Source organism: Bacillus sp. URHA0034 (genome assembly GCF_056280405.1).
Genome location: NZ_JBWCDK010000002.1, coordinates 2,458,646 through 2,477,845 on the forward strand (window position 1 = coordinate 2,458,646; position 19,200 = coordinate 2,477,845).

A 19,200-nucleotide genomic window follows, 5' to 3' on the forward strand; every position below is an offset into this window, starting at 1 on the left:
CAATTAGTGATTACATTTGATATTGTATACTAACTTTTTTATTTTGTATACAATTTTTATTACTTTTGTATACAAAAAAATATTTAGTGTATACTTATTAGTGGATAAAAGATGACTCTGTATTTTTTTATCTATAAATTTGGTAAGATAATTTTAATAGTGAAATCATATTTGAGGTGAAATCTTTGTTAGGAAGTGATCGTTCTCGCCCTGCTTTTCATCAATCCTATGAAATTATTCGCGATAAAATTTTAAATGGAGAGCTTCCCGGAGGGACCAAAATTGTCGAAGAAAAGGTTGCCGCTGAATTAGGTGTGAGTAGAACACCAATAAGGGAGTCCATTCGGAAATTGGAACAAGAAGGGCTTATTGTGAATAAGAGGGTTGTTAAGCCGACCGAAAAAGATTTGAGAAATATGTTCCAGGTTCGCATTCTATTGGAGGGCTTTTCAGCAAAATGTGCCGCATCGTATCTCCAAGAAGACGAACTTGGATCTCTGTATAACTGTGTGGAGATTGGAAGGAAAGGTACTGTCGAAGAAATCATGCAAGCTAATGAGCGCTTTCATGAAATAATTGTTCATGCGAGTAATAATTCGGTTATGATTGATATCATTGATCGGATGCAATCGACGATTTATCTTTTCCGGAAAACGGTTGTATTTTACAACCGTCCTCATTTAATTGATGAACACGAGGAAATCTATGAGGCCATTAAGGCCAGAGACGGGGAAAAGGCTGAAATCCTGATGAAAAATCATTTACAAGCTGATTTAGACTTTTGTCTGCATCTAATTGGTAAATAGGTTTAAACAAATGACACATCTTTCTCTAATATGGAAGATGTGTTTTTTATAAGGAAAACACAAAGCACCTGCAAAAAGCAGATGCCTTGTTTGATATTAATAGGGTATTACGGCTAAACTGTCATTTTCCAATTTGAAACTGCCAGCCAGTTTTCCTTTTCCTTATAATCGGGCATAATTTTCCCAACCAGACGCCAAAAGGAGCGCTCGTGATTCAGATGGACCATATGGCACATTTCATGAACGACGACATAGTCGACGACCTCACGCGGTGCCATAGCCAGACGCCAATTAAAGGTTAACTGCTGCCTGGAATCACAAGTGCCCCAGGTCGTTTTACTATCTGTAATCCGGATAGACCGCGGTTTTGTTTTAAAGTAGCTTTGATAGGAGGTGATACTCTTCTCAACCAAGGCTTTACACTGCTGATAATAGAAGCGTTTTAGAGCTTGCTTTAAGCTCTCATCTTCCATTTTCTTCACATAGATTCGTAACTTCTCTCCTTCAAACACCACATAGTCCTGATCCATCTGATTGTTTTCAAGGATTTGGACGGGATAATGGTTCCCTAAATAAAGAAAACTCTCGCCCTGCACATAATCCTTTTTCTGCGGACCCTGCAGTCTATCCTGCATTTCTTTCAATTTTTGCTGAATTAGCTCCCATTTTTCCTCGACTAATTGAAGCACTCTTTCATCAGGAGTTCCTTTCGGAGCCTGGACTTCCACATTTCCATAACTATCGATCGTCATCCCGATTGAAGTTCTGTTTTTGTACTTTATTTCAAAACGTATCGTCTTCCCTAAGTAGGTATGTATCATCTCATCACCTATAGTTTGTTATCCCCTGTACTTAAGTGCTAATCCTTTTAAGAAATTCCGAGCAAATTTATCGCCGCATTCTTTATAATTCTTATGCCCTTCTTTTCTTAGTAAAGCACTGAGTTCCCCTTTTGATACCCTGATACCTGCCAGTTCAAATATATCGAGCATATCGTCTGTTGTTAAGGCAAGAGCTATTTTGACTTTCTTTAACAGAAGATTATTCACGTTTGCGCTTTTTGGCGCGACCGGCTCGGGTGTATTAGCCTCTCCTGGTTTGGATTCTTGTCTTCCTCTTTTAAAAATAATAAGGCCATTTAAAAAGGAATCGAACATATTGTTATTACATTTTATTTGAAGGTCATCGGCAATATCATCGTCATCTACTTTTTTTAGTATCTGAATCACCTCTGGGACGGTTACTTCCACGCCGCCAAGTTTAAAGATTTCAGCCATTTCTTTATTTTTTATTTCTAATGCATATCGCAAGCGAATTAATATATCGTTATTGTCCACCAAGAAACCTCCTATTTATCTTAATACTACTTTAATTCAATTTTAGCCACTGCCTCAACGTGTGTTGTCATCGGAAACATATCAACCGGCTGGACCTCCACCGTTTTGTAGCCGCCATCCTCAAGAATTCTTAAATCCCTAGCAAGTGTGGCCGGATTGCAGGATACATATACGACCTTCTTTGGCTTCATTTCAATAATCGTCTGCAGCAATGCCTCATCACAGCCTTTGCGAGGAGGGTCAACTACGAGCACATCAGCAGCGTTCCCTTCCTTGTACCACTTCGGAATCACCACTTCTGACTCTCCGGCAGCAAACTCAGCATTCGTAAGTCCATTCAACTCAGCATTTCGCCTGGCATCCTCAATTGCTTCTGGTACGACCTCTACGCCGAAAACCTTTTTAGCTTTTTGCGCTAAAAATAACGAAATGGTCCCGATACCACAATAAGCATCAATGACGGTTTCTTGACCGCTTAAATCTGCATACTCAAGGGCTTTGTCATAAAGCACCTTTGTCTGGACTGGATTAACTTGATAAAACGACAAAGCGGAAATGGCGAATTTCACCTCACCAATATAGTCATAAATGACCTCGCTTCCCCAGAGTACCGTTGTTTTTTCGCCCAAAATAACGTTCGTCCGCTTGGAATTAACGTTATGAACTATCGATTTGACCTTTGGCAGCCGAGCAACAATTTCTTCTACCAGTTGCTTCTTTTGTGGTAACTCTGCTGTTCTAGTAATCAGCACGACCATCAGCTCACCGGTTTGTTTTCCATAGCGGGCCATGATATGGCGGAGCACACCTTTATGGGTTTCCTCCTGATAGGCCGCGATACCAAGTTTGCTGCAAATCTCTTTTATTATTTGAACTGCCTCATTAATTTCCGGTAATTGAATCAGACTTTCATCGGTATCTACAATTTCGTGGCTTCTTGGTTTAAAAAAGCCGGCAATCAGTTTACCATCCTTTTCACCAACAGGCACCTGCGCTTTATTCCTATAATGCCATGGGCTTTCCATTCCGAGAATCGGATGTACAACCACATCTTCAAGTTTACCGATCCGCGTCAGCACCTCGCGGACTTGGTTTTCTTTATACGTTAACTGTCCTTCATAACTGATATGCTCAAGCTGGCAGCCACCGTATTTATGACGCTCACTGCTTGGAACTTCCACCCGGAATGGGCTTTTTTCATAAAGTTCGATTAATCGTCCAAAGCCATAGCTTTTACCGGTCTTAATTACTTTTACTTTTCCCTTTTCACCAGGCAAACCGTTCGGGACAAACAATGGATATCCTTCCACCTTGGCAACCCCTGCCCCGTCATGGGTTAAATCTTCGAACACTACATCTATATACTCATTTTTAGTTACTGGGATCGTTTTGTTCATTTAGTTCTTCCTTTGCTCCGAAATTGACTAGAAAGATTGTAACATATAATCGGGCGGAACACGAAATGGGGCTCGTGAAGGACACGATTCCGCGGATTTTTGGGATAATTCCGTGTTAACCTTTATTTATTCCGTGCAATTCCCGTTTAATTCCGCGAAAAACAGCAACTTTTCCGTGCAAGTTCTCGATTATTCCGTGCGAGTCCCCTTAAAGCTCCAAAAAACAAGGACGCCCCTAGAAGGACGCCCTGTAAATTTATTCTTCCGCTTGCATTGCAGCGACTTTTTCTCTAACTTCTTCAATGTTTCTCATCTTGTTATCCCAGCATTTTTGACTTAAGTCAACTGGATATTCTTCGGGATTCATCGTCCGCTTATACTCATCCCAAAGGGCATGAAGGTTTTGCTGTAAGTAGTCACGAGATTCTTCCAAACAAGGAACTTCGTAGACAAGCTCTCCGTTCGTAAATATGTCGACATGAAGTTCTTTTGCCGTAAAGTTAGTTACCACTTTATTGATAAACGTATGGGTAGGGTGGAACATGCGAAGCCGTTTTTCCGGAAGTACTTCATCTTCCATCGCAATATAATCCCCTTCGGCATGATTATTGGTATTGTTGATAATCCGGTAAATCTTTTTCATCCCCGGAGTCGTTACCTTAACCGGATTAGAGGAAATTTTAATGGTATCGACTAATTCCCCCTGTTCATCCTCAATTGCGACAATTTTATAAACCGCACCAAGTGCCGCTTGGTCATAGGCGGTAATCAATTTCGTCCCTATTCCCCAGCTGTCAATCCTTGCCCCTTGGCCTTTCAAACTGATGATCGTATATTCATCCAGGTCACTTGAGGCCACAATCTTAGCATCAGGAAAACCGGCATCATCCAGCATTTTTCGAGCCTCTTTGGATAGATAAGCAAGGTCACCGCTATCAAGACGGATCCCGATGAAATTAATTTTATCACCCAGTTCCTTGGCAACCTTAATGGCATTTGGCACACCGAGACGGAGGGTATCATATGTATCAACTAAAAAGACACAATCCTTATGTGTTTCAGCATATTTGTGGAATGCTGTATATTCATCCTTATAGGCTTGCACCATGGCATGGGCATGTGTTCCCGACACTGGCACGCCAAAGAGCTTTCCTGCCCGAACATTACTGGTCGAGTCAAATCCAGCTAAATAGGCCGCTCTTGTTCCCCAGATGGCCGCATCCATTTCCTGTGCTCGTCTGGTCCCAAATTCCATCGCTACCGCATCGCCGACAACCTGCTTAATTCGAGAAGCTTTGGTTGCGATTAATGTTTGGTAGTTCACAATATTAAGTAAAGCCGTTTCAATAATTTGTGCTTCACCTAAAGGTGCATCCACACGTAAAATGGGTTCATTGCCAAAGACAAGCTCGCCCTCTTGCATAGCACGGATGGATCCGGTAAAACGCATATTTTTTAAATAATCGAGGAAGTCATCCTTGTACCCTACTTCATCCTTCAAATATTCAAGGTCTTCCTCACTAAAATGGAACCCTTGGATAAATTGAATGACCTTTTCCAAGCCTGCGAAAGCAGCATAGCCATTTCCAAACGGCAGCTTGCGGAAAAACAGTTCAAACACAGCCCGTTTATTATGTATGCCGTCTCTCCAATACGTCTCTGCCATATTTATCTGGTATAGGTCAGTATGCAGAGCTAAACTATCATCATGATAAATGTGTTTCATCATAAAACCTCCGGAATACTATTACAGCTTTTTCGAATATACCCCATCATAACATTTAAATACCTATTTCACCATAGCACCAAGGGTTTGTTCAAAGTGACCCAGCGCCCAGTCATGCCCAGCTTGATTAAAGGAAGCAACAGCATCCTTATAGACAACGATCTTAAACCCCCTGTTATAGGCCTCCACTGCCGTATGGAGCACACAAATGTCAGTACAAACGCCAACTAAGTGCAATTCGGTGATATCCCGTTCGCGCAATTTAATTTCAAGGTCTGTTCCTGCAAACGCAGAGTAACGGGTTTTATCCATATAATAGACATTTTCACGCTGTTTATTATCATCATAAACAACCTGAAGATCCCCAAACAAATCACGGCCAGCTGTTCCTCTTACGTTATGCGGCGGGAATAATTTCGTTTCCGGGTGGTACTGATTTCCCTTGTCATGGACATCAATCGCAAATACCACATAATCGCCATTTTGGATAAATTCCTTGGTCAGCTCGACAATTTTGCCTTCAATCCGCTGCCCTGGCATTCCGCAGGTTAACGCTCCGGCATCTGCAACAAAATCGTAAGTATAATCAATATTAATTAACGCCTTCATTTCCTGATTCCTCCTTACTATTTTGACGATCGTCTTTCACTCATTATACACAGAAATATGTAAAAAAGTCCGCTCCACGTGTGGAACGGACCTTTCTTAGCTATATCTTTGACCTGTAACCCAATCTGTTGGACGGTCATTCGGCCGGATATCATCAATTGGTACAAACACCTCTAAATGGCGGTAAAGATTTTCAAACTCTGCCGGAAGCAGGCCGCCAAATTCACCGTCTAAATTTAATTGTACCTTTTCATTTGAGTAAACCTTAATGCGATTGGCCTGTGTGTAGATGACATTTGGATCATTTACGTGTTCACCGCGGACCGCTAGGGTCGAAATCCGGATAAATTCAGCGAGATTTACTTTTTTCAAAATTAATAAAGAGAATAGCCCATCATTAATCGAGGAATCCGGTGCCAGTTTTTCAAATCCACCGATTGAGTTGGTCAGCCCGACAAGGAACATCATCGCTTCCCCTTCAAACAGCTTTCCATCATATTCAATCCTTAAGTCTGATGATTTAATAGACGGGAGCATTTCCATCCCTTTTAAATAGTAGGCGAGCTGTCCGAGCATCGTTTTTAATTTGCTAGGCACTTCATAGGTAATCTCGGTAATCCGGCCGCCGCCAGCAATATTTATAAAATAGCGATCATTTATCCGGCCGATATCTACAGGAATGAGATCCCCTCTGGTGATGATATCCACTGCCGATCCGATATCCCTAGGGATTTGGAGGGCTCGGGCAAAATCATTGGTTGTTCCTGCTGGAATAATCCCTAATTTCGGGCGATATTCCTGTTCAGCGAGGCCATTGACTACTTCATGTATGGTTCCATCGCCGCCTGCAGCAATGACAACATCGTACTGCCGTTCCACAGCAAGCCGCGCAGCCTTCGTCGCATCTCCAGCACCTGTTGTAGCATGGCAGGATGCCTCATATCCGGCAATTTCTAGTTTTTCAAGGATTTCAGGTAAATTCCGCTTCAGAATTTCCCGTCCCGAAGTAGGATTGTATATCAGTCTTGCTCTTTTCATTAATCATCATCCTATTTTTTAAATAACAATTGGCTTTGTCAGTTCTATATTCTACCAATTATTATTCAAGCTTACAAATATATTGGTAAACTGATTATTGATTGGTATTCAGTTTAACCTCATACGCATTGCTAATATGAATAAAGTATTTTCCATCACCGGATTGATATTCTGCACTTTTCAGCCCTAGCGGATCCTGTTCTTCACTCTTCGGTTCCTCAGTGATTTTCCACTTTTCCCCGGTGAGTTGATCAACTCCAACCGTCCTTACTGTCATATTGCTATTCTTCATTACATCAACCGCTACAGCTGACGAACTTTCAATATCCCAGTCATTGGCTAGGGTACGTGGTTTTAAGCTGAGTGAATCATTACTTCCCACCACTTCTAGCTTTACATTGTTCGGAACTAGGACGGTTGCCGCTACCATTCCCTGTGAATTAAACAGGCCCATCTCGTCCGGCAGCATCTTAAAATTCAAGTAAAGTGTGTCCCCCTTTTGATTGGCGGTCACAATATCCTTCGCATTTTTTAGCAGTGCTGTTTTTTTCGCTGATTCGATCCTGTATGTGCCAAACATCGAGACTTCTTTGCTATTTGTTGCCTCAACCGTCATATCATACCCAACGGATCGCACAACTACACGTTTAATACTTTCATCGGTTTGATAGGAAAAAGCCGGGAGATCATAGGAGCGCACTTCTCTCGCCATGACTTCTTCCACCTTGCCCATCACTCCGGCTGAGCTGAGGACTGCAAATACAATGCCTGCTGTACCGATTAGCCCAACAATGATAATACTGAGAAAATCATATTTTAATATCGGCTGTTCCTGTTTTGATAAAAATAGATAGACTAAAATTTCAACACCCAAAACGACCAGCAACACCGGCCACCAAGCCATCAGCACTTCAGCTAAATCTAAGCCAAGAAACTTCGAAAAGAAAAGAAAGGAACCCAGGAAAATAAGCGAGGCTCCCATCGAAAACGTCCCAACACGCCAAGTTCTCATTCCTTGTTTTCCCCCTTTCTTTTTCTAAAAAGGAACCCGATACCGGCTCCGATCAGTACGACCCCTGCCATCCTGTTTCCCCACTTACTCATGGCTCTTTGCCCCCCTTTTTTGTTTACTTCCAGATAAAAGTTTGATACCGCCGCCAATTAGCAGCACACAGACAAGCGCTGTCTGGAAATAGCCTTGAATCCAATACATAATATCAACATTAATTAATCGGTGAATCAGCGGTGAGAAGGCCGGCAGCAGGATGTTCATCAATAAATAATAAGCCCCTAATAAGACTAGCCCAATTCCGACCCATTTTTGATGATTAACAAAGTAAGCGATAATCGGCTCATCCTCCACTTTTTCTACCCCATATCTCGAAACCTTTTGCATCGCATCAAAAAAGCTATAGAACCAGATGATTGGAATTAAAAATAAGAAGATTCCGAGCCTTAACACATCTAAGATATAGATAGAGAACAAGAAAGCAGCCATTAACTGGATTCCACGGCGCTGCAGACCTAGATAAAGGTGGCCTGCCCCTGGAAAGATCGACAGAAAGGTCGCAATCGATTTACTCTTTTTTCCGTCTTCCCTGCGCATTTCAAAGTCTTCAAAGATGGTTCGGTCAACAAGCTCTTCCCCGCGCTGCTTTTTATTTACCTGCTGGACGGCATCAAAAAATCCATATACCCAGATAATCGGCAAACCGGCCAAGAAAACCATAAACTCGCTGCGGTTGGACATTGCTGTTACAAAAATGACCATGACAGCAAGCCCCAAAAACGCTCCAAGCAGGGTTAAGCCTCTGTTCATAAGGCCAATTTGGAAGTGTCCCAGCCCGGGGATAAAGGAGAGGACAATCGTGTAAAAGCGCTCCGAGTCTTGGGAAGCCTTGTTAGGATTCTGATGGTCAGCGTCCCCTTCCGCAAGCTGGGTCTTTTTTTGTTTTGAGACCTGTACGCCCATATCGATAAAGCTGATTAAATATATAAAGATTCCCGCCATGAAGGCTAAGATGGCAACCTCTGGAGTGTTATTCATTAATCCTATTACGGTAATGAATGCCAGGCCAACAACCGAAAGTAAGTACACAACCCCGCGCACCATATTACCGAAATAAATATGTCCGAGGCCGGGAAACAGCGATAAGGTTAATGCCTTGGTTGAACTTTTCATTTCTTATTTGCCTCCTTTTTTTCTAGTGAATCCATCCACGCAAATGTTTTATTGATAACGCCCTCCGTCATAGAAGGCTTTTTCTCTTCCATAATCGGTTTCTCTAACGAACCTGCATACGATGCAAGCGATTGAAACGCCCCCGAAAACATTAAAAGCAGAGTCGCCGCCGCCGCCAGCAAATAATGAAAACCTGCCCGCTGATACAACGGCCTATTGTTGTTGTTGTCGTTGTCAGTGTCAGGCACCAATGAATCCATTTCCACCGTGTTAATGTTCTTATTGGTGACAGGCATCATTTCCATTATGCGGCTGGTGAATTCGCTGTTGTTTGGAAGGGTTGGCAGGGATGTTTCATTGGCTGTTACAGCTTCCAGGTATACTTCTAGACACTGATCACATGTATAGAGATGACGCTCCAACTCTTCGCGATGGTGTTCACTCAGTTCATCCTTCACATATTGCTGCCATTTTTCGTAACTGTAATGCTTCATGAAAAATCGTCCTCCTTCCAATTCTTTTTCATCCAATTTTTCGCACGGTACAACTTGGTCTCAATCGTTTTAACTTGAACATTTTGTTCCTTGGCCATCTGCTGATAGCTTTTTTCAGCTATGTAAAAACCATAAATGACTTCCCGGTAGTTCTCAGGCACTTCATTAAGCTTTTTTTGAACCAGCCTGCGCTGGTCCTCAGCGATTACTTCCTTTTCGACACTATCCTTCGGCGACCCTAGCGCCTGTTGGTCTAGCGCATCCACAACATCCTCTCTTCGCCTTACCTGTTTTCGTTTCACATCTATCGCATGGTTAACGGCAATGCGCGTTATCCACGTTTTAAACCCTTGGTTTTCATAGTGGGAGAGAGAGGTGTATACTTTCATAAACACATCTTGGGCAGCGTCTTCCGCTTCCTTTTGATCGCGTAGAACAGCAAAGACAGTCCGGAACACATCATTGCGGTATTTCTCGACCAATAGGCGAAAGGCATGATCATTGCCTTCGAGCACTTTTTCAATTAAGACGGTATCACTAATTGTTCTCTCCCCCTTTCTTTTTTTCTTTCACAACATTAGACGTAACATCTCAGATCAAACCCTACACCTATTTTTAAATATTTTTAAGATTTTTTTCATCTTAGCATTAGATCTAGTTAAAATTTAGACATTCCACAGTGTTTGCTCCAAATAAAAAACGTGCAAGGGGGAATCCTCACACGTTTCAAGCATTACTTTTCTGATAATCGTAAAAGACAAACATTACACTCATGTAGTATTTTGAAAGGCTCCTGTTCGGAAATGGAGCTCGACAATTCCTGGAGCGCCTTTTTCCGTACGGACTCATCCATGTCCGCCATCCATGAAACTGATTCTATCCTGTCCAGCCATTCCAGCTTAGAAAACTCAACTGTATAATTCAATTTATAAAAATCCCTCAGATCAAAGCCGCTTTCCTGCCATTCCTTGAACCACTCCACTGGAAAGCCATTAATACGCAGCTCAGAGTCTGCCTTTGAACCGGCAGGGGTTAAACCGCCCTCTACATAATTAGACAACACTTCAAAGGTTTTCGCTACAACGGTTGTACCGGGTAGAAAACCCGAATCAATCACAATCAATGTTCCCTTTTTCTTTAAGATGCGCTTCATTTCCGCAATTGCCTTTGGTCTGTCAAACCAATGCCAGGCGCGCATTACCGTGACTATATCAAATTTCGATTCTTCTAAACTGGTTGCTTCCGCCGTTCCCTGGAGATAGGGAATTTGAAAATTTTTCGCCACATTCAAGGCCAGGGCCTGTGCTCTCAATTCCTGAGATGGATCTATCCCAACCACATCCGCATTTCGCATGGCCATCTTTCTTGTTAACGCTCCAGTTCCAGACCCGATATCAGCAACCTTTTTACCTGCAAAGAAAATGTTTCGCAGCTGAAGACTCTCCATTAAAGCTACAGGTATATCTTCTCTTGAACGCGCATAGCTATTAGCAACTTGGCCAAAATCTGTCCGTTTCATATCGAGCGCCCCCTTCTTCCTGATTGTGATAATTCAACAAAATAATACCATTTAAGTATGTTAGAATGCTAATAGAAATTACTTTATGAGGGAATGATGTAAATGTTTTGGTCGTTACTCTTAGCTTCCTATCTCATTGGAAGTATTCCCACTGCTCTTATTGTGGGCAAGCTATTCTTTGGAGTTGATATCCGTGAGCTTGGAAGTAAAAACCCCGGGGCCACAAATACGCTGAGAGTCCTCGGTAAGAAATGGGCCTTGTTTGTCCTCTTCATCGATTTGACCAAAGGTGCTGCAGCAGCATATCTGCCAATCTACTTTCAGCTTGATGCAGAGCCGCTTTACTTCGGCCTATTGGCAGTGGTTGGTCATTGTTTTCCCATCTTTGCAGGCTTTCGCGGCGGCAAAGCAATCGCAACTACCGCTGGTGCTCTTTTGATCGCTAACCTCCCTTTACTAGCCATCGCCTATGTAAGCTTCTTCTTAATGATTTTTCTAACGAAATATGTATTTATTGGCTCCATCTCAGTGGGTCTTAGCATGTTAGCCTATGCTATTCTCTCCCCTAAACTAGAATTAGAGCTTATCTTTCTAGCATTCTCATTGTTTTTATTGTATCTGCACCGCTCCAACATACGCAACTTCATCCTTGGCATCGAACCTAGGATTAATGACAAGAATCTGAAGAACGACCGCATTCCTCCCAAAAATGGAGGATTCAAGATGTAAACAAAAGGGCCCTTCTACTAGAAGAGCCCCGCTTTTTTATATAAGTTTAGAGATAATACTGTCCGCAACAGTTTCCCAGATTCCCGCGTCATTTAGGTATGACTCTCTGAGCTGTTTATACATCGCCATTTGCTTCTCCTGAAAGTCAGGTGCATCCTTATCAGGCAGGGACGCACGTTTCTCCGTCACAAGTGCCTGCATTTCAGCTGCCCTCGGTCCCCAAACTGCGACTTCATTTCCTTCTTCATTTATAAAAATATAAATAGGAATCGCCCGGGATGTACCATTCGTTAAGTATTGGTCCATTAGGTCGAGATTTTGATCACGGAGGATAAAACGAAGTTCCATCCCCGCTGCTTCGGCTATCTTCATCAAAATCGGGTTATTAAGCAGCGCATCACCGCACCAATCCTCTGTCAACGCCATAACCCTTAAGTGCCGCTCTCTTAATGCCCCCAGCTTGCCTTGATCCTCGCTAGTTAAGGTAAACTTCTCATAAATAGTCAGCATTTCTTCTTTATTTTGCTTCATTGAGTCAAGGTACTCCTCAGCGCTCATCCCTTTTTGGAACCATTCATTTAAATTCATGATCATATCCACTCCTTCATATTATAATTTCAACATTTCCTCCAGCTTCACAACCGTCTTCCAATTACGAACGGTTGCCGGCACACGGAGTTTGGGAAGCTGTGTAGCAAGCTTAGAATCCCTGATACTTTTTCGGAAGTAAAAGTAAACTTCTTTCCCTTTAATTTTACACTCTTCTAATTCATTATTATAGGTGTACATGTGGTCGATGCCCTCTTTAGTTGGTTCCCCTCCCAAAAAGGCAACTTGGATACTTTCTCCTTCACTTAGCGAATCCGATGAATAGGGGCAATCATTGATCATCTGTTGGAATTCCTCAGCGGTCCGTAAAACCACCGGAACCAGAAAACCATAGGTATTGTTTAGTTCGTCCTCGATTTTCTTACTGAGTTGTTCTGCTTCCTCTTCTGACTCAAACAAAACATTTCCACTTTGAATATATGTTTTTACTTTTTGTAAACCCATCGATGCTAATAAGTTTTTCAAGTCTGCCATCTTAATTTTATGATGCCCGCCTACATTAATTCCTCGTAATAGCGCAATATAAATAGTCATTTCTCAGCCTCGCATCCATATTGATATCCATTACCTAAATCTTACCATCTTCAGTCGATATTAAACTTAAGAAAAGACTTAAAGTATGTTTGCCTAGTTATTTGATCCAAATAAGAAGGACACTAGCAGTTTATGAAGAACAGTAATACTATCAAATTATTGCAATGGAGGAATGAACGAATGGTCCCACAAAGAGTTAGTTTACTAACGTTCGGTGCATACGACTTACCGGCTCTTCGTACTTTTTACAAATCCCTGGGCTGGGAGGAAACCGAGGCCAGCTCCGACACTTATGCTGTCTTTAAAACGGCAGGCGTCCTGCTTACCCTTTTTCCAATAGCTGAGCTGGCAAAGGACGCTGGCGTTGAGCTGCCAAAAGCTCCAGAAACCTTTCATCCCGTGACATTTGCTATAAATGTCGAGCAGCCAGAAAAGGTAGATTCAACGATCGAACTAATCCGTACAGCTGGCGGTATCATTCTAAGAGAACCTAGTAACGCTTTCTGGGGTGGACGGACGGCTTACTTTGCTGACCCTGAAAAAAATCTTTGGGAAGTGGCCTGGAATCCCAGTTCTGTCTTTGACGAACGAGGAGCAATGATTTCCTTCTAAAAACGAGGATGTAAAGACATCCTCGTTTTTCTTTATTTCACCATTAAAACTAATCAAACGTTTAATTAAATTCTTTACAACCCTTGATACCCCTAGGTTTTTCCCGTCACATTCAGAAAAGTTTGTAGAAATATAGAAACTAATCAAATGTTTAATTAAATTAGGATTAGGCCAGACAGGTCTTAGGTCGAAGTGTTTTTTAGTATGAATACGGGCCATTTCAAACTGCAAATACTGCCGAATACAAGCACCTATAACACCCATCGACACAATCCACCAATATTCCTTACCAACTAAACGATTGAATAATATGGCCATAAGCCCTTAAAAACAAAGGAATTTTCCCGGGAAATGGGGAAAAGATTGTCGAGACATGTTTCGACATTTACCCATAAAATAAGCTGGCAGAATCAAATCTGCCAGCTTTCAAAATCAATGTCTGATAGGAATTGCTACCACTCTGCAATCGTACCATCCTTATGTCTCCAGACCGGGTTCTTCCAGTTGTGGCCCACTTCAGCCTGTCTTCTCAAAAATTCCTCATTGACAGTAACGCCTAACCCGGATCCTTTTGGCAGCAGCACCGAACCATCGTTATAGTCAAATACAGTCGGATCGGCAATATAATCTAGTAAATCATTGCCTTTGTTATAATGAATACCAAGGCTTTGTTCCTGAATAAAGACATTATGGGATACAGCGTCAACCTGCAAACAGGCGGAGAGTGCAATCGGGCCGAGCGGGCAATGCGGGGCAACTGCAACATCATAGGCCTCAGCCATTGCAGCTATCTTTCTGCACTCTGTGATTCCCCCTGCATGTGAAAGATCAGGTTGAATAATGTCTACATATCCATCAGATAGCAGCTGTTTAAAGTCCCAACGAGAAAACATTCTTTCCCCGGTTGCAATCGGAATTGTAGTTGCCCGAGCGATTTCCCGCAATGCTTCATTGTTTTCAGGAAGGACAGGCTCTTCAATAAACATCGGTCGGAATTGCTCAAGTTCTTTTGCTAAGACTTTAGCCATTGGTTTATGTACCCTTCCATGAAAATCAATACCAATTTCCAGATCATTACCACAATATTCTCGAATAGCCGCTACGCGTTCGAGCACAGCATCGATTTTCTTATGAGAATCAATGTATTGGAGCTCTTCTGTTGCATTCATTTTTATTGCTGTAAAGCCAGCTCCTGCTTTTTCTTTCGCTTCCTGCCCAACCTCACTTGGCCGGTCGCCGCCAATCCAAGAGTATACACGGACAGAGTCGCGACAAGCTCCTCCAAGCAAATCATAAATAGGAGCGTTATAGTATTTTCCTTTAATATCCCATAAAGCCTGATCTATCCCGGCAATTGCACTCATTAAAATCGGTCCGCCCCGATAGAAGCCTGAACGGTACAGCGCCTGCCAATGATCCTCAATTCTCATTGGATCCTTACCAATAAGATATTCCCCCATTTCTTCTACTGCAGCTTTAACCGTATAAGCCTTCCCTTCAACGATTGGTTCGCCCCAACCTACAATCCCTTCGTCCGTTTCAATTTTTAAAAATAACCAGCGTGGAGGAACGACAAAGCATTTAAGATTAGTTATTTTCATTGAACAATCCACCTCTTCGGGAAGTAATAGTATTTTAAAAAAAATCCATCAATCATCTTCGCTCCGATGCGTATCTCATTTTCATTGTTCGTTACACTTTATCGAATAGCTTCCACTAGCTTCTTAGCCCGATTATAAATCTCATTAAAGTTTTTCTGTTCAAGTCATACCAAAGGAATATTGTAATGATTGGCCATGGAAAATCCTATTGTGAGGAAAAACAAACAATAGGATTTCACCGAGTCTATACAAATTGTTTTACAGTTAATGCTTCTAATTGAACTTTGCTAAGTTCAATGGGAGACGATTCGTTTCGAGAATAAGGTTTGAAACGCACTTCGAATTCAAAAGATTCTGGTTTTAATCGATATTTCTCCAGTACATCTGGTCCGCAGCTAGATGAACCAAGACCATGCTGTTTATGATCCAGATTTAAGGTTATGAAGTCCTGTTTTTTCAAGTCATACGTATGATCAGCCTTATCAAAGTCGTCAATCGTATAATAATGAGCACTAAAATCTATTTCTGGGTTCCCGACTGCTAGTAACCCGAAACCATTAGCTTCTGTTAAGGAGACCCATCTCACCTGATGGCGATTTCCATTTTCTTGCGGCCAAACATAAGGGGTATACAGATCATCCACTTTGCTGGACCATACTCCCACTCGGTTCGCCATCCTGCTATCAACATATGCTTCACCAGGCCCAAGTCCGTACCAACTGACATTCTCCAGCCGCTTTGGAAGCTTCATCGTTAAACCGATTTTCGGCATAGTTTCCGGCAGATCTCCTTGTGGGTCGCCTTTCACCTTCAGGATAACATCACCGCTGCCAAATATAGTATAGGTGTACACGGTGCTGATTCCCCAAGAAAGCCTTGGCGGAGCAATCCGTACAGACACTTGAATATCCAATTTCTTCTTATCAGCTGAAACAGAATACGATACGTCATCGATTCGGTGCTGCATCCAATGCAAGCCATGATTTTGCCAAGCCTGCTTCGAGCTTATGTTCTTCCATTTACCGCTGGCAAGCTTGTCATTGTCTGTCGGTGCTCTCCAGAAGTTAAGCTTCGGACCTTCCTCCAAAACTTTTATTCCTTCACTGGACCATGAATCAATCACACCAAATACCTTATCAAAAGCAATCTCAAAACCATTTCCGGATACTGTAATAAAACAATCAGACTCGTTGACATCAAGCGGATATTGCAATGATTTCGTTTCTTCCGCTTGGGCAGCAGCAATAGGAAGCTTAAATTGCGCCCATGCTGTCTCAAAGCCTGCTTTCGCCCATATTGAATCCTCTGTTGTCAGGAAACTTAGATTTAACCAGTAATCAGTGTTCGCCTTAATAATCACTGGAAGTACAAATGGAATCGTGATTTCCTTCGATTGGCCTGCTTGAATACCGTTAATCGGAAGCAGTCCCTGATCAAGGATTTGATCATCACAGACAACAGACCATGATAATTGCAGATGATCTAATGAAATGAAATCAAAACGATTGGTTAGTTCTATAATCCCTTTCTTTAAATCAACCACGTTTGCTTTAACTGGTTCAATCACCTTTTTGTACTCAATCAATGCTGGTGATGGCTTACGGTCAGGCATGATTAATCCATCAATGACAAAGTTTGAATCATGCGGCGTTTCACCAAAATCTCCGCCGTAGGCAAAATACTCTTCGCCATCCTCGGTTACTTGTCTGATTCCGTGGTCAATCCATTCCCAGATAAAACCGCCCTGTAAGCGGCGATATTTATAGAAGGTATCCCAATACTCTTTCAATCCGCCTGCACCATTCCCCATTGCATGCGCATACTCACAAAGGATATGGGGCTTTAATAAGTCCTCTCTCTTCCCTAATTCGTCCATAATCTCGACAGCGGTATACATGGTTGTATGAACATCAGAAGCAATTGGATCTCTTGTTGGATTATTTTGATCCTCTGTCATGATGAAACGGCTTTCGCCCTCATAATGAATCGGGCGCGCAGGGTCCTTTAACTTGGCCCACTCAGCCATTGCCTCATGATTTCGGCCAAAGCCGGATTCATTCCCGAGCGACCACATAATAATGGAAGCATGATTCTTATCACGCTCGACCATCCGCTTCATCCGGTCGAGATAGGCATCTTCCCAAGCTGGATCATCACTGATTTGATTAATGTCATCAATTACGTGAAAACCATGACACTCCAAATCAGCTTCATCAATCACATATAACCCATAAACATCACACAGATCATAGAAACGAGGATCATTAGGATAATGAGATGTTCTCACCGCATTGATATTATGCAGCTTCATTAAGCGAATGTCTTCAATCATTGATTCTAATGGAACCGCTCTTCCTAAGTCTGGATGATGATCATGACGGTTTACGCCTTTAATCATGATTGCTGTACCATTGACCTTTAGTACACCGTCCTTGATTTCAACGGAACGGAAGCCGACCTTGGTTGGAACTACTTCGACTATATTGCCTTTTTCATCCTTTAAAGTAAGAAACAGATGATACAAATAAGGACTCTCAGCTGACCATTTTTCTGGATTAATGACTGGAATTGAAACGGAAAGTTTCGTATCTTCGATTCGGTCAATATTAATATTCTTTAAATCTTCTGTCGCGACTTCTTCATATAAATGATTCAATAACTTGATTTCCAACTGATAATTACTAACTGCATTAAATTGCTTATTTAATAGTAAGATTTCAATTTCTAACGCTGCATTCTCATAATTTTCATCCAGATTTGTTTTGACAAAATAATCCCTTACATGGACCTTAGGCCTCGCAAGTAAATACACATCTCTAAAGATACCGCTTAACCACCACATATCCTGGTCTTCGATATAACTCGCCTCAGACCATTGATAAACCTGAACAGCAAGCACATTTTTCCCTTCACGAACAAATGAGGATATGTCAAATTCACTTGGCACGCGGCTTCCCTGGCTATAACCCACTTCTTGTCCATTTACCCAAAGATGAAAAGCACTATCAACACCTTCAAATCGCAGGATAACAGCTTGATCTAGCCATTCACTCGGGATAATAAACTCACGTCTATAAGAGCCTGTCGGGTTTTCAGTCGGAACATGGGGCGGATCAATCGGAAATGGAAATTGGACATTGGTATAATGCGGCCTGCCATAGCCATGCAGCTGCCAGTTCGAAGGAACATGGAGGTCATCCCAATGACTTGTATCAAAAGTCTCTTCAAAAAATTGCTTTGGGGCCAATGCAGGATTCGAAGCGTAGTGGAATTTCCAAAGTCCATTTAGAAGTTTAAACCCTGCAGCCTTACCTCTGTCATACGTTAGCGCTGATTGTTCATTAGCATAAGGAAAGAAATAGGCTCTCTCCTCTAAGCGATTTTTTTGCAAAACAGATAAATTTTCCCAATCTCTTAACTCTTTTGGCATAATGCTTCTCCCATCTATAATATTAGATTTAAGTAACAGCTAGTAACTCTTTGTTATACCGAGGTATCCCCATTTATCCTTTAACAGACCCGCTAAATCCCCCGAATACAGAGTGCTTTTGAAAAAAGAGGAACAAGAAAATAGATTAATAGAATTAAACCCTTATCTGGTTAATCAGCAGTTTCAAAATGAACAGGTGCTCTCTTGTCAATTCTTGAATACATTCCTATAGTCTTTGGGCTTTCAATTTTATCAATGTAATCGGTTTCACTATTATCAGTGACAACAAGATGGACGTTTTCTCCCAATCATTTACAAGTATCGGTAATTCCTAGTCCATCTAGCTTTTCTTTTAATAACCCTAGTATTAATAATGCTCTTTTAACACGATTGAATAGAGGAATTGCTTTTTGATATCACCTTTTTCTCCACCCGCCAAACAAAATTGGCTCCAAATATGGAGCGCCATTCCAAATACAACATAAGTTTATTTCACAACGAAAACGTTGTCAATTATGTTTTCTAAAAGTATATAACATTCAGACTATTCTACTACCTGTATTATTTTAATAGTAAT

General features: G+C 41.8%; 19 protein-coding genes. 3 read left to right on the plus strand and 16 right to left on the minus strand.

All coding sequences use genetic code 11. The annotated features are described in order from the left end of the window. Window positions 1–176 precede the first annotated feature (176 nt). Entirely contained in the window at window positions 177–806 is a 630-nt protein-coding gene (locus ACZ9EE_RS13805) for a GntR family transcriptional regulator (protein ID WP_476027917.1), read from the plus strand. Window positions 807–919: 113 nt separating this feature from the next. Here the strand turns inward: ACZ9EE_RS13805 and ACZ9EE_RS13810 are convergent, their stop codons facing one another. From ACZ9EE_RS13810 to ACZ9EE_RS13860, 11 genes are all read right to left on the minus strand, one after another. Further along, window positions 920–1,627: a M48 family metallopeptidase gene (locus tag ACZ9EE_RS13810; protein WP_476027919.1), complete on the minus strand. Its 708-nt coding sequence runs from the start codon at window positions 1,625–1,627 to the stop codon at window positions 920–922. A gap of 18 nt (window positions 1,628–1,645) precedes the next feature. Beyond that, complete coding sequence (locus tag ACZ9EE_RS13815; protein ID WP_476027921.1) at window positions 1,646–2,143, minus strand: YehS family protein; 498 nt, start codon at window positions 2,141–2,143, stop codon at window positions 1,646–1,648. Window positions 2,144–2,169: 26 nt separating this feature from the next. Continuing rightward, a complete protein-coding gene (rlmD, locus tag ACZ9EE_RS13820; RefSeq protein ID WP_476027923.1) occupies window positions 2,170–3,540 on the minus strand; it encodes a 23S rRNA (uracil(1939)-C(5))-methyltransferase RlmD in 1,371 nt (456 codons plus the stop codon). A 256-nt stretch (window positions 3,541–3,796) separates the two neighbouring features. Continuing rightward, on the minus strand, window positions 3,797–5,266 hold the full coding sequence (locus ACZ9EE_RS13825) for a nicotinate phosphoribosyltransferase (RefSeq protein ID WP_476032954.1): 1,470 nt from the start codon (window positions 5,264–5,266) through the stop codon (window positions 3,797–3,799). Window positions 5,267–5,329: 63 nt separating this feature from the next. Further along, window positions 5,330–5,875, minus strand: a complete 546-nt coding sequence (locus tag ACZ9EE_RS13830) for a cysteine hydrolase family protein (protein ID WP_476027925.1) — start codon at window positions 5,873–5,875, stop codon at window positions 5,330–5,332. Window positions 5,876–5,971: 96 nt separating this feature from the next. Further along, entirely contained in the window at window positions 5,972–6,913 is a 942-nt protein-coding gene (locus tag ACZ9EE_RS13835; RefSeq protein ID WP_476027927.1) for a diacylglycerol kinase, read from the minus strand. 94 nt (window positions 6,914–7,007) lie between these two features. Further along, on the minus strand, window positions 7,008–7,925 hold the full coding sequence (locus ACZ9EE_RS13840) for a hypothetical protein (protein WP_476027929.1): 918 nt from the start codon (window positions 7,923–7,925) through the stop codon (window positions 7,008–7,010). Window positions 7,926–8,009: 84 nt separating this feature from the next. Then, complete coding sequence (locus tag ACZ9EE_RS13845) at window positions 8,010–9,095, minus strand: hypothetical protein (RefSeq protein WP_476027930.1); 1,086 nt, start codon at window positions 9,093–9,095, stop codon at window positions 8,010–8,012. After that, window positions 9,092–9,589, minus strand: coding sequence for an anti-sigma factor family protein (locus tag ACZ9EE_RS13850; RefSeq protein WP_476027932.1), 498 nt, complete (start codon window positions 9,587–9,589; stop codon window positions 9,092–9,094). The genes ACZ9EE_RS13845 and ACZ9EE_RS13850 overlap by 4 nt, the downstream gene beginning before the upstream one ends. Continuing rightward, the gene (locus ACZ9EE_RS13855; RefSeq protein ID WP_476027934.1) at window positions 9,586–10,104 is read right to left on the minus strand and encodes an RNA polymerase sigma factor; all 519 of its coding nucleotides are present in this window, start codon (window positions 10,102–10,104) and stop codon (window positions 9,586–9,588) included. The genes ACZ9EE_RS13850 and ACZ9EE_RS13855 overlap by 4 nt, the downstream gene beginning before the upstream one ends. Window positions 10,105–10,322: 218 nt before the next feature. Continuing rightward, window positions 10,323–11,108, minus strand: a complete 786-nt coding sequence (locus ACZ9EE_RS13860; protein WP_476027936.1) for a class I SAM-dependent methyltransferase — start codon at window positions 11,106–11,108, stop codon at window positions 10,323–10,325. Between the two features lie 102 nt (window positions 11,109–11,210). On the opposite strand from ACZ9EE_RS13860, the gene plsY reads away from it, so the two are divergent. Then, complete coding sequence (gene plsY, locus ACZ9EE_RS13865; RefSeq protein WP_476027938.1) at window positions 11,211–11,837, plus strand: glycerol-3-phosphate 1-O-acyltransferase PlsY; 627 nt, start codon at window positions 11,211–11,213, stop codon at window positions 11,835–11,837. A 36-nt stretch (window positions 11,838–11,873) separates the two neighbouring features. Here plsY and ACZ9EE_RS13870 read toward each other — a convergent pair whose 3' ends face one another. Together ACZ9EE_RS13870 and ACZ9EE_RS13875 are read right to left on the minus strand one after the other, a co-directional pair. Continuing rightward, window positions 11,874–12,425, minus strand: coding sequence for a thioredoxin family protein (locus tag ACZ9EE_RS13870; RefSeq protein WP_476027940.1), 552 nt, complete (start codon window positions 12,423–12,425; stop codon window positions 11,874–11,876). A 21-nt stretch (window positions 12,426–12,446) separates the two neighbouring features. Then, a complete protein-coding gene (locus tag ACZ9EE_RS13875) occupies window positions 12,447–12,980 on the minus strand; it encodes a DUF1697 domain-containing protein (RefSeq protein ID WP_476027942.1) in 534 nt (177 codons plus the stop codon). A 180-nt stretch (window positions 12,981–13,160) separates the two neighbouring features. Here ACZ9EE_RS13875 and ACZ9EE_RS13880 point away from each other — a divergent pair, with 180 nt between their 5' ends. Then, window positions 13,161–13,592 carry a VOC family protein gene (locus ACZ9EE_RS13880; protein ID WP_476027944.1) on the plus strand — a complete coding sequence of 144 codons (432 nt, stop codon included), beginning with the start codon at window positions 13,161–13,163 and terminating at the stop codon, window positions 13,590–13,592. 452 nt (window positions 13,593–14,044) lie between these two features. Here the strand turns inward: ACZ9EE_RS13880 and dgoD are convergent, their stop codons facing one another. The 3 genes from dgoD to ACZ9EE_RS13895 form a co-directional block, all read right to left on the minus strand. Beyond that, window positions 14,045–15,193 (minus strand): galactonate dehydratase, encoded by a 1,149-nt coding sequence (dgoD, locus tag ACZ9EE_RS13885; RefSeq protein WP_476027946.1) that lies wholly within the window; start codon window positions 15,191–15,193, stop codon window positions 14,045–14,047. A gap of 244 nt (window positions 15,194–15,437) precedes the next feature. After that, window positions 15,438–18,623, minus strand: a complete 3,186-nt coding sequence (gene ebgA, locus ACZ9EE_RS13890) for a beta-galactosidase subunit alpha (RefSeq protein WP_476027948.1) — start codon at window positions 18,621–18,623, stop codon at window positions 15,438–15,440. Window positions 18,624–18,793: 170 nt separating this feature from the next. After that, window positions 18,794–18,931 carry an IclR family transcriptional regulator domain-containing protein gene (locus ACZ9EE_RS13895; protein WP_476027950.1) on the minus strand — a complete coding sequence of 46 codons (138 nt, stop codon included), beginning with the start codon at window positions 18,929–18,931 and terminating at the stop codon, window positions 18,794–18,796. Between the last annotated feature and the right edge of the window lie 269 nt (window positions 18,932–19,200).

Coding starts and splice junctions, on each gene's coding strand:
- ACZ9EE_RS13810 (WP_476027919.1), bottom strand. CDS start 1,627: ATGATACATACCTACTTAGGGAAGACGATACGTTTTGAAATAAAGTAC.
- rlmD (WP_476027923.1), bottom strand. CDS start 3,540: ATGAACAAAACGATCCCAGTAACTAAAAATGAGTATATAGATGTAGTG.
- ACZ9EE_RS13825 (WP_476032954.1), bottom strand. CDS start 5,266: ATGAAACACATTTATCATGATGATAGTTTAGCTCTGCATACTGACCTA.
- ACZ9EE_RS13830 (WP_476027925.1), bottom strand. CDS start 5,875: ATGAAGGCGTTAATTAATATTGATTATACTTACGATTTTGTTGCAGAT.
- ACZ9EE_RS13835 (WP_476027927.1), bottom strand. CDS start 6,913: ATGAAAAGAGCAAGACTGATATACAATCCTACTTCGGGACGGGAAATT.
- ACZ9EE_RS13840 (WP_476027929.1), bottom strand. CDS start 7,925: ATGAGAACTTGGCGTGTTGGGACGTTTTCGATGGGAGCCTCGCTTATT.
- ACZ9EE_RS13845 (WP_476027930.1), bottom strand. CDS start 9,095: ATGAAAAGTTCAACCAAGGCATTAACCTTATCGCTGTTTCCCGGCCTC.
- ACZ9EE_RS13850 (WP_476027932.1), bottom strand. CDS start 9,589: ATGAAGCATTACAGTTACGAAAAATGGCAGCAATATGTGAAGGATGAA.
- ACZ9EE_RS13860 (WP_476027936.1), bottom strand. CDS start 11,108: ATGAAACGGACAGATTTTGGCCAAGTTGCTAATAGCTATGCGCGTTCA.
- plsY (WP_476027938.1), top strand. CDS start 11,211: ATGTTTTGGTCGTTACTCTTAGCTTCCTATCTCATTGGAAGTATTCCC.
- ACZ9EE_RS13870 (WP_476027940.1), bottom strand. CDS start 12,425: ATGAATTTAAATGAATGGTTCCAAAAAGGGATGAGCGCTGAGGAGTAC.
- ACZ9EE_RS13875 (WP_476027942.1), bottom strand. CDS start 12,980: ATGACTATTTATATTGCGCTATTACGAGGAATTAATGTAGGCGGGCAT.
- ACZ9EE_RS13880 (WP_476027944.1), top strand. CDS start 13,161: ATGGTCCCACAAAGAGTTAGTTTACTAACGTTCGGTGCATACGACTTA.
- dgoD (WP_476027946.1), bottom strand. CDS start 15,193: ATGAAAATAACTAATCTTAAATGCTTTGTCGTTCCTCCACGCTGGTTA.
- ebgA (WP_476027948.1), bottom strand. CDS start 18,623: ATGCCAAAAGAGTTAAGAGATTGGGAAAATTTATCTGTTTTGCAAAAA.